9 protein-coding genes are annotated in these 10088 nt (G+C 72.8%); 3 read left to right on the top strand and 6 right to left on the bottom strand.

What is annotated here, in order from left to right:
• The first annotated feature begins 88 nt into the window (after window positions 1–88).
• A complete protein-coding gene (locus AOK24_RS28590) occupies window positions 89–1099 on the top strand; it encodes a quinone oxidoreductase family protein (RefSeq protein WP_055722939.1) in 1011 nt (336 codons plus the stop codon).
• Between the two features lie 59 nt (window positions 1100–1158).
• Here the strand turns inward: AOK24_RS28590 and AOK24_RS28585 are convergent, their stop codons facing one another.
• The gene (locus tag AOK24_RS28585; protein WP_133258188.1) at window positions 1159–1476 is read right to left on the bottom strand and encodes a hypothetical protein; all 318 of its coding nucleotides are present in this window, start codon (window positions 1474–1476) and stop codon (window positions 1159–1161) included.
• A gap of 395 nt (window positions 1477–1871) precedes the next feature.
• On the opposite strand from AOK24_RS28585, the gene AOK24_RS28580 reads away from it, so the two are divergent.
• Window positions 1872–2087 carry a hypothetical protein gene (locus AOK24_RS28580; protein WP_055722937.1) on the top strand — a complete coding sequence of 72 codons (216 nt, stop codon included), beginning with the start codon at window positions 1872–1874 and terminating at the stop codon, window positions 2085–2087.
• Window positions 2088–2100: 13 nt separating this feature from the next.
• On the opposite strand, the gene AOK24_RS28575 is transcribed toward AOK24_RS28580, so the two are convergent.
• The gene (locus AOK24_RS28575) at window positions 2101–3354 is read right to left on the bottom strand and encodes an MFS transporter (RefSeq protein WP_055722936.1); all 1254 of its coding nucleotides are present in this window, start codon (window positions 3352–3354) and stop codon (window positions 2101–2103) included.
• Between the two features lie 97 nt (window positions 3355–3451).
• On the opposite strand from AOK24_RS28575, the gene AOK24_RS28570 reads away from it, so the two are divergent.
• The gene (locus AOK24_RS28570; protein ID WP_206191278.1) at window positions 3452–3844 is read left to right on the top strand and encodes an ArsR/SmtB family transcription factor; all 393 of its coding nucleotides are present in this window, start codon (window positions 3452–3454) and stop codon (window positions 3842–3844) included.
• A gap of 19 nt (window positions 3845–3863) precedes the next feature.
• On the opposite strand, the gene AOK24_RS28565 is transcribed toward AOK24_RS28570, so the two are convergent.
• From AOK24_RS28565 to AOK24_RS28550, 4 genes are all read right to left on the bottom strand, one after another.
• On the bottom strand, window positions 3864–5057 hold the full coding sequence (locus AOK24_RS28565; RefSeq protein WP_055722935.1) for a sensor histidine kinase: 1194 nt from the start codon (window positions 5055–5057) through the stop codon (window positions 3864–3866).
• A gap of 10 nt (window positions 5058–5067) precedes the next feature.
• Entirely contained in the window at window positions 5068–6243 is a 1176-nt protein-coding gene (locus AOK24_RS28560) for a DUF418 domain-containing protein (protein ID WP_107104071.1), read from the bottom strand.
• 110 nt (window positions 6244–6353) lie between these two features.
• Complete coding sequence (locus AOK24_RS28555; protein ID WP_240001130.1) at window positions 6354–7025, bottom strand: TetR/AcrR family transcriptional regulator; 672 nt, start codon at window positions 7023–7025, stop codon at window positions 6354–6356.
• Between the two features lie 123 nt (window positions 7026–7148).
• Window positions 7149–9932, bottom strand: a complete 2784-nt coding sequence (locus tag AOK24_RS28550; protein ID WP_240554170.1) for an acyltransferase domain-containing protein — start codon at window positions 9930–9932, stop codon at window positions 7149–7151.
• Window positions 9933–10088 lie beyond the last annotated feature (156 nt).

The raw sequence follows: 10088 nt of genomic DNA, 5'->3' as shown, positions 1-10088 counted from the left end.
CGGTGGGGGCGGTGGGCTGGGCTGGTTGCCGGGAATTGGATCGCCATCTACCGGGTTGGTGGCGGATGAGCCGTTAATTGGAGGGGTCATGAGAGCGATTCAGGTGTACGAAGTGGGCGGTCCCGAGGTGTTGCAGGTGGCCGAGGTGGACCAGCCGCGGCCGGGGCCGGGTGAGGCGGTCGTGGAGGTCGCCGCAGCCGGGGTCAACTTTCTTGACGTCTACCACCGGGAGGGCCGGTACAGCCTGCCGCTGCCTTTTACCCCGGGTGCTGAGGGTGCCGGCACGGTCGTCGAAGTCGGACCCGGCGTTGTTGACGTCGCGGTCGGGGACCGGGTCGGTTGGGCGGAGATTCCCGGCACGTATGCCGAGCGGGCCGTCGTGGACTCCTCCCGGCTGGTGCCGCTGCCCGACGATATCGACTTCGAGACAGCCGCCGCCGTACTCCTCCAAGGCATGACCGCGCACTATCTCGTCAAGGACGCCTACCCGGTTCAAGGGGGCGACACGGTGCTCGTGCATGCGGCTGCCGGCGGCATGGGGCTGCTTCTGACCCAGCTCATCACCCATCTCGGCGGCAAGGTGATCGGCACGACGTCGACCACGGCGAAGGCCGAGCTGGCGAAGCGTGCCGGGGCCGCTGAGGTGGTCCTTTCCTCCGCGGTCGACGATCTCGCAGCCGAGGTGAGGCGGCTCAACGGCGGTCAGGGACTGCCGGTCGTCTTCGACGGCGTCGGTGCGCACACCTTCGATGCGAGCCTCGCCAGCCTGCGACCCCGCGGCCATCTCGTGCTCTTCGGCGCGGCCAGTGGTGCCGTGCCGCCGTTCGATCCGATCCGGCTCGCCCAAGGCGGTTCGCTGACCCTGATCCGGCCCAGCCTCGGGGACTACATCGCCGATCGGTCCGAACTGCTCCGACGGGCCGCCGATGTGTTCGAGTGGGTGCGCTCCAAGGCGCTTGAGGTCACCGTGACGGGCCGCTACGCATTGTCCGAGGCAGCCCAGGCCCACAGCGATCTGGAGGCTCGGCGTACCACCGGCAAGCTGCTCGTCGTACCCGATGCGGCTGCTCTTGGACGCCGCGAGGAGACGCAGGGCTGATCGCGGGCGACGAGGTCGGAGGTGTCTCCAGCCTGTGTGCTAGCCGACCACGGTCAATTTCAGCGCCAGCCGCCGTACCGATGTTCTCCGAGGCCGGTTTCCGGGTCGGCCTGGAGAAGCTGCCTGGCTGAGTCCGCGTAGCGGATGGCGGTCTTCTCGTCGATGCCGAAGACGAGGGCGAGGGAGAGGTGGGGCGGGTCGGCGCCGTGGGTGAGGGCTTCTTCGAGCTGGCGGTCGACGCGAAGCTGTTCGAGGGCGGCGGTGAGGTTGCGGGTGGCCCGGGCGGTCCAGAGGCTGCCGGTCGGGCCGAGTTCGACGGCGGTGGTCGAGCCGGTCCAGGACCGCACGGCGGGCGATGCCGTCGAGCTGGCGGGCACGACCGCCGACGGTGATGCGCCGGTTGCCCAGGTCGACGTCGCCCGGCTGCACGGCGCGGTTCATCTTCGGCCGAGCCGCATGGATGGCGGCCAGAGCGGCGATGAGCGATGACGTTGCCGGTTTCGTGGGCCCAGCGGCCTGGGGAGTAGTGGGTGGCCCAGGAGTCGGTGGGGCCGGGCTGGGGCGGCCGAGGTGCTGGGAGGCGAGACGGTGGTCGTGGTCCTGGGCGGCGGCGACGGCAGGTCCGGGTCCTCGACGGGCGTCGCTGACCACGTCCATGGCGGCGTCCCAGCGGGCGAGTGCCTCGGAGGGCTGGCGGGGGCGGTGTGCAGGGTGGCCGCGACGGTCGGTTTCCGGGGCGCGACTGATCGAACGCCCGCAGATCGATACCGAGTTGCCGACCCCGTACGTCGACTGGACGGAACTCCCTGCTGACCGCCGCCGCCGAGGCCTGTCGCCGCAGGCGGTCGCGCGGGCGCTGGTCTCCGCCTTCTTCGGCGCCCAGCACAGCTCGGACGTGCACGGCCGGACGGACGTGGTGGACCGCTGGGCCGAATCGAGCGACCTGCTCTTCCACGCGGTCCGTGCCCAAGGGGAACTCGACGCGTGAGGGTGCCGGCCGTTCACGCGGGCTCGGCCACCCGGCGCCGGGAGGCCATGACCACCAGGCCGCCGATGACGGCCAGGCTCATCAGGACGACGGCGAAGACGGTCGCGCCGTCGGTCAGCCCGATGGCGTCGCTGAGGTAGCCGGCCGAGACCGGCAGCAGGCCGGCCGGTACGTAACCGCCCAAGTTGAGCGCCGCGTTGGCCTCGGCGAGCCGCTGCGCCGGGACGCTGTGGTTGAGCAGGGAGAGCCCGCCGAGCTGCCCCATGCCCTGGCCGGCCCCGGCCAGCAGCGCGGAGGCGAGCAGTACGGGGACCGACGAGGTGTGCACGGCTGTGGCGAGAGCGATCATGCTGAGCGTGGTGCCGACCGCCCCGGCGGTCAGGATGGTGCGCCGGGGCAGCTTCTGGACCGCGAACTGCACCCCGGTCGCGGTCAGGAACATCGCGAACGCCATGGCCCCGGCGGCGATCCGGCTGGTGGTGCCGAGCAGGCCGGACAGCAGCGACGGGCCGAGCGAGAGCACGAACGACGTGGCGGTGATGCCGGGGGCGAACACGGCGATGCCGAGGGTGAGGTGCAGGCCGCTGCCGTGCGGGACGCCGGGTACGCGGATCCAGGCGCCCGCGGCCCCCGCCAAGGGCCGGCGTACGGGCATGCGCAGCACGGCGAGGACCGCGGTCGCGAGCAGCGCCATCTCCACCACGAAGACGGTGACGGTGGGAGCGGGCGCGGTCTCGGACAGAACGCCCGCGACGAGCGGGCCGAGGCCGGCCCCGAGCACCATGGCGCAGGAGGCGAGCAGGGCGGCGAGTTGCTTGCGGTGTCGGCCGGCGACGTCCGTCACCGCGGCCATGCCCGCGGAGACGACCGAGCCGACGGCGATGCCGGTGAACAGCCGGGCCACGATCAGGGCGGCCACGCTGGACGCGGTCGCGAAGACGACACAGGCCGTCAGCGCGAGCCCGAGAGCGGGCAGCAGCACCGCCTTGCGGCCGAGCCGGTCGGAGACGACGCCGGAGACGAGCAGGGACCCGAGCAGGCCGACGATGTAGAAGGCGAAGATCACGGTCAGGGTGCCCTTGGAGAACCCGATCTCGCGCTGCCACAGCACGTACAGCGGGGTCGCCGCGTTGGACAGGATGAACACCGCGGTGACCGGCCAGGCGGCCAGCCACACCCACCAGGTGGGGCTCGCCTGCGACGGCTCGTCGCCCGCGGGCTCCCTCTCGCCCACCGGCTTCACGGGCGTGGTTCGACTCTCCGGCATGACAGGTACCTCCTGCTGGTGCAGTACGAGTTTTGTCGAACATAGCAGGCAGTACGATTGGAGTCGTACAGAGGATTCTGGTCATGAGGAGTTGCCCATGCCTTCCACGGCGCATCCGGTGTCCGTACGGGTGCCGGACTTCACGGTGCTGCCGGAACCCGCCGACCTGCCCGAGCCGTTGCCCGAGCCCGGGCTGGAGGAACTGCGTCTGGAGACGGTGCTGGGTGCGCTGAGCGACCCGCTGCGGCTGCGGATCGTGCGGAAACTTCTCCTGGAGTCGGAGCACTTCGACCACACCTGCGGCTGGTTCGGCCTCGACCGTCCCAAGTCCTCCCTGACCCATCACTTCAAGGCCCTGCGCGAGGCGGGCATCACCCGGCAGCGTCAGTACGGCCTGGAGCGCCGCAGTCACGTCCGTGTCGACGACCTCGACGCGCGCTTCCCCGGCCTGCTGGACCTGGTCGCGGCCTGGACGCCCGACGAGAATTGACGCGGCTCGCTCGGGTCGCTTATGCGAGGGGAGTCGGCGTCTCGGGGTGGGGCGCCGGTTCGCGCAGAGGCAGCACCGCCTCGACGGTCCACCCTCCGCCGGCCCGCGCCCCCGCACCGGCCCACCCGCCGCACAACGCCGCCCGTTCCCGCATGCCGATGATTCCGTGACCGGCCGGAGTGCCGGACGCCTCTGTGGACGCCCCCTCGTCGTCGACCCGCAGATGCACCCCGTCCTCGCGGTACCCGACGGTGACCACGGCCCGCGCGGGCCGGGCGTGGCGGCTCACGTTCGCCAGCGCCTCCTGGACGATCCGGTACGCCGCCAGATCCACCACGCTCGGCAACCTCACCGCCACCCCCTCCACGACCACCTCCACCTCGGCCCCGCACCGCAGCGCCAACTCCTCGACGTGTGCCAGCGACGGCGGGGGAGCCGTCGGCGTACCGCTGCCGTCGCTGCGCAACGTCCCCAGCATGCTGCGCAGTTCACCGAGGGCCGTGTCGATCTCCCGCCCGATCTCGTCGAGGACCTCGCCCTCGGGCGTCACCGCGCTGCGCCGTACGTGCCCGGCGGCGGTGATCCGCATCGCGACCGCGCTGAGCCGGTTGGCGACCACGTCGTGCAACTCCCGTGCCAGCCGCACTCGTTCGGCGTGGGCGGCGGACCGCGCGTCCAACTCCCGTAGCCGCTCGGCCTGCGCGGCCCGAGCCGTGGCCAACTGGAGGCGCCCGCGCACCGCGTACGCCGCCGCGCACAGCACGAGGGGGACGAACGTCGAGGTCATCGCGTTGAACAGCAGCATCGTCAGCGGCGCGTCGCTCTCCCCGACGAACCGGAGGCTCTGGAGGGCGTCCAGGGCGACGCACCCGCCGAGTACGCCGACGGCGGCGACCCGCATCCGGTCGGTCCCCTCGGCGATCTGCCCGAAGACGACGACCCAGACGGCGGCCTGCGCCATGGTCGGCACGAGTCTCGGCTCGGGCATGAGCACGAACCCCGTCCACGCGACGAGGTACCCGAGCCCGGCGACCGCGAGCGCCGCAGCCGGGCGGGTCCGGTGCCACACGAGGGACACTCCCAGCGTGACCCCGGCGGCCAGGACGACCGCGAGCCACGACAGCCTGAACCCGAACCAGTGCAGGTCACCGAGGTCGATCGCGGCGGCGACCGCCACGAGGGCGGCGACCGTCACATGGTGCGAGCGCGACATGAGAACTCCGTCAGGAAACGTCGACGCGCTGCCGGGCCGGGACGTCGACGGCGCGCTTGCGGAACGGCGCGTCCACCGCGGCCTTCCACACCAGCTCGAACGGCCCCTGCGAGAAACGCCGCAGCCACAAGGACGCGGCCAGCATCAGTATCCCGCTGATCACCGCCCACGCGACCACCGTACCCACCGCCCCCAGCGGCCCGAACCCGAGACCCCACGCGCTGAACGCGACCATCGCGAGGACGTTTTGGAGCATGTAGCACGACAGGGCGGTACGGCCCACCCCCGCCACCTGCCGTGCCAGGAACCCGCGTCCGCCACCGCGCCGCAGCAGCACCAGGATCAGCCCCAGGTACCCGAAGGCCACCACCGGGGCGATCGTGTACCGGGACAGCGAGTCGAGGTACGTCGCACCGGGCAGCCCGACGTACGCCCACAGCATCAGCGGCACCCCTACGCCGAGCCCGCCCACGGCGAGCCGGTTCGCGAGGCGCCCCGCCCGCTCGCCGCCCTTGAACAACCCGGCCCGCCACAGCAGTACGCCCATGAGGAAAAGGAACGCCGACAGCGGGGGCGCGATCTGGAACGCCTCGTACCTCAACTCCCAGAAATTGCCGACCCGGTAGGCGACCTCGTCGGCATAGGACGTGGGAGGCGACCAGGTGTCCACGGGGAGTTCGTCCGTCCGCCGCTCCACGGTTGTCGGCACGGCGATTGTCGAGAACTCCCGGAATTGCAGGAAGAGATGGAATCCGACGGCCACGCCTGCCGCCAGGACCAGCCACCGCGTCCGGAGCTTCAGCAGTGGCGCCACGACCATCGCCGTCAGCGCGTACCCCATCAGGATGTCGAAGTCCACGACCAGCGCGAAGTGCACGAACCCGTCCGCGAGCAGGAGGAGCGAACGCCACTCGTACCGCCACGGCCACCGGTGTCCGCGCCGCATCGCGGAGTCGAACTGGATGGCCATGCCGACCCCGAAGAGGATGGACAGGAGGGAGAGGAACTTTCCGTTGGACACCATTCCTGAGACCTCGGATATTCCCTCCTGCCAGGAATCCGTCGCCGTCCCGTCTAATCCCCACTGAGTGAACAGCCAGATGTTCGTCAGCAATGTCCCGATGATGGCTGTTCCGCGCAGCACGTCCAATGACTGGACGCGCCCTTCCGCCATGGCCTTTCCCATGTCCGTGAGGCTAGGCGGACCGCCCCACGGGCCACCTCGCCCGAAGTGAGGGAACTCGCCTCATCACTTCGGGGGAGGAGGCCCACCGGCATCCCGAGGCCCGCCGGCAGTCACGGACGGTGTGGCGGGGAGGAGGTCTCCGCCGTCCAGCCGCGTCGGGTGTACGACAGGACGCCGGTGAGGACGATCCTCAGGAGGGCGCGCAACTCGACGTGGAGGGGCGCCCGGTCGTCGGACGCCTGCGTCCAGCGGTACAGGAGCCCCAGGTAGGCGTCGCGCAGGAGGTTGCCGGCCGTCACCGGGTCGACGTCGAGCGCGACGTCCCCCCGGGCCTGGCCCGCCGAGACGATCCGTACGAAGACGTGTCCGGCGTACTCGGGCTCCTCCAGGAGCGGCTGGCCGGACTTGACCCAGGCCGTCAGCATGACCCGGGTCAGGTCGCGCTCCGTCTCGTTGAAGTCGGCCAGCGCGGACATGCACCGCTCCAGGCGGACGGTGGTGTCGTCCGCCTCGTCGGCCAGGGACTTCTCGATGAACGCCTGTAGTTTGTCCTGCCGCTGCCGCGCCCACTCGGTGACCAGGTCCTCCTTGCGCTGGAAGTGGTTGAAGAACGTCCCTCGCGCGACGTCGGCGCGCTCGGCGATCTGGTCGACCGTGGTGCGTTCGTACCCCTGGTCGGCGAACAGTTCCAGGGCCGACGTGTACAGGAGGTCGTGCATACGCCGCCTGCTGCGCTCCCGCCTGCCGGGCGGGCGCGCGGGCTGGGCCTCCTCGGCTGCCATCGGTGTCTCCGTCTCCCTCGACCACATCTCTGTACTGTGGTTCATCTTTATATCCTGGTTCTGGATCGAGTCGGTGCGGATACGGGGGAGAGGTCGTGCACCCGCCGAGGCGGCCCCCGCCGGTCAGACGCGTACGTCGGCCAGACCGGCCGCCAGGGTTCCCGCGCTCTCGTCGCCCAGCAGCCGGCTGGCCGGCAGCTCCACCCCGAGGTCCTGCCGCAGGACGCGCCGGAGCTGGAGAGCCATCAGCGAGTCGAGGCCCAGGTCGCGCAGCGACCGCCGGGGGTCGACCCGGTCGACGGTGGTGCCGAGCACGGTGGCGGCGTGCAGATAGAGCCGGTCAGCGACCGAGCCGGAACCGCGCGCCGCCGGGACCCGCGTCACGGCGGCGGACCCGCCCTCCGGCACGCGCAGCAGCCCGATGCCCTGGAAACCGGCGAACACCCGTCCGTCCGCGCCGATGAGGACCACATCGCAGCGCGCGCGGTCCCCGCCGCGCTCCGGGGTGAACCGGGCCAGGCTCCAGACCTCGCCGCGCTCCACCCCGGCCAGGACGACGCGCTCGAACGACACGGGCCGGTACGCGCAGTCGGCGTCCCCGGCGTGCGGCCACGCCCCGAGCATGACCAGCAGCGCGGCCTCCAGAGCGTCCGCCCCGGCGCCGCCCGGCAGGTCGAGCCGGGCCACCGCCTCACCCTCCCGCCGCCACAGCTGCCGTACGGCCCGCAGCCCCGGTCCGACGTGGTACCCGCGAGCCTCGGCAGCGCGGTAGAACTCGGCCGCCGGGACGTACTCGCCGCACCGCGTCAGCGCCCCGTCCAGTTCGCCCCGCGACGGGACGCCCGAGGGCGCCGGCACGATCCTGGCGGTTCCGGACACGCACAGGGCGGGACCGCCGTACGCGTCGGGGGAGTCGTGCCGTGCCTCCACGCGGAACCCGTACCCGTCGTCCGGCGTCTCCCGCACGCGGACCGCGAGCGTCGTCCCGTCCGCCTGCGCGCGCGTCGGCAGCCGGTCGCCGAGGCGTACGTCCCGCAACTCGGCCGTGCCCTCACCGGCGAGGTCGCGCAGCGTCTCGGCGACCGCCTGGAGGTAGGCCACGACCGCCGTCCGGGCGACGCCGCGCACCGTCACGGCCGTATCCGGCGAGCCGGTGAGCCGGGACAGCCGCAAGCGGCGTTCGGCCGGGCGCGGCGCGGTGGGGCGCGGCGCCGCCGCCTCGGGGTCGGCGCGATGGTGGCGCGCGTCCCACGCGTACAGCGGCAGGGGCACCGGCGTGCCGGGCCCGAACCAGCGCCGCCAGTCGACCCGCGCGCCCAGGCCGTACGCGCGGCCCAGCGCGCGCAGGGCCTGCGCCGGCTCGCTCCGCCGCCGCACCAGCGTGGACACCACGGCCGGCGGCCGGCCCGCGGCCTGCTGGATGTCCGCGAGCGCCTGGCCGAGCAGCGGGTGCGGGGAGACCTCCACGAAGACGGCGTCCCGGTCCTCGGCTATCCGGCGTACGGATTCGGCGAAGCGCACCGGCTGTCTGAGGTTGTCGGCCCAGTAGCGTCCGTCGAGGTCCCCGCCCGTCACCGGGGCGCACCGGAGCGTGGAGAACAGGTCCGTGCGCGGTACGCCGGGCTCCAGATCCGCCAGCCGGGCCGGCAGTTCCCGCGCCGCCCGGTCCATCAGCGGGGAGTGGGAGGCGACGTCGACGTCGACCGGGCGGCACAGCACCCCACGCCGGTCCAGTTCGGCGGCGATCTCGTCGAGCACGGCGGGCTCACCGGCCAGGACGGTCGCGGCGGGGGAGTTCTCGGCCGCCACGCAGACTCCGTCCCCGTACTGCTCGACCAGGGCGTGCGCCGCCCGCGGGGACAGTTCCACGGCGAGCATGGCGCCGCGTCCTGCGTGCCGGCGCATCAGCGCGCTGCGGCGGCAGATCACCCGCGCCGCGTCCCGGACGGACAGGGCGCCCGCCACGCAGGCTGCCGCCGCCTCTCCCATGCTGTGGCCGACGCACAGGTCCGGGTCGACGCCCAGGGCGCGCCAGTGTGCGGCCAGGGCGACCTCCATGGCCCACAGGACGGGCTGGACCACGGACACGGAGTCCGGCTCGGGCCCCTTTTCCAGTAGCTCGATCACCGACCAGCCCAGTTCCTCGCGGACCGCCGCGTCGCACTCCCGCATCGCCGTGCGGAATGCGTCGGAGGTCCGCAGGAGGTCGCGGCCCATGCCGGTCCACTGCGAGCCCTGGCCGGGGAAGACGAAGACCACGTCGCGGGGGCCGGTGAAACCCGCCTCGTGCAGCGCGCCGTCGGGCGTCGGCTCGCCCGCCGCCAGGGCGCGCAGGACGCCGGCCAGGTCGTCGTGCGTGTCGCCCACGGCCCACAGCCGCAGCGGGTGCGCGTCCCGGCCCGTCGCCGCCGAGCGGCAGATGTCCCGCAGTCGGTGGCCCCGGCCGTGTCCGCCCGGTTCCAGGTGGGCCGCGTAGCGCAGGGCGAGCTGCCGCAGGGCGCGGTCCGTGCGGGCGCTGAGGACGAGGATGTGCGGGCCGGGTACGTCGTCTGTGGCGGAGGGCTCGGGGACGGCGGTTGGCTCGGGGACGGCGGACAGCTCGGGGATGGCGGACGGCTCGGGCCCGGCGGCTTCGGCCGTGAACTCCCCGACCACCACATGGGCGTTGGTCCCCGACAGGCCGAACGAGCTGACCCCGAGCACCGCGCGCTCGCCCCTGGGCCGCAGCGGGGCGGCACGGTCCGCCACGGCGACGGGGAACCCGGGCTCGGCGAGGCAGGGGTGGGGCGAGGCGTGGTGGAGCGAGGCGGGCACCGTACGGCGCTCGACCATGAGCACGGCCTTGATGAGTCCGGCGATCCCGGCGGCGGCCTCGGCGTGCCCGATGTTGGTCTTGACCGAGCCCACCAGCAAGGGCGCGGGGCCTGCCGGCGAGGGTGCCGGGTCCGACGGACAGGGCGCCAGGCCCGCTGGCGGGGGAGTCGGCTCTGCCGGTACGGAGGGCGCGGACTCCCCTGTGCCCCGCAGCTCTCCCCGCTCCCGCAGCTCTCCCCCCTCCCGCAA

Origin of the sequence: Streptomyces niveiscabiei (genome assembly GCF_001419795.1) — a bacterium.
GTDB lineage: Bacteria > Actinomycetota > Actinomycetes > Streptomycetales > Streptomycetaceae > Streptomyces > Streptomyces niveiscabiei.
This window is presented reverse-complemented; position numbering and strand designations above follow the sequence as displayed.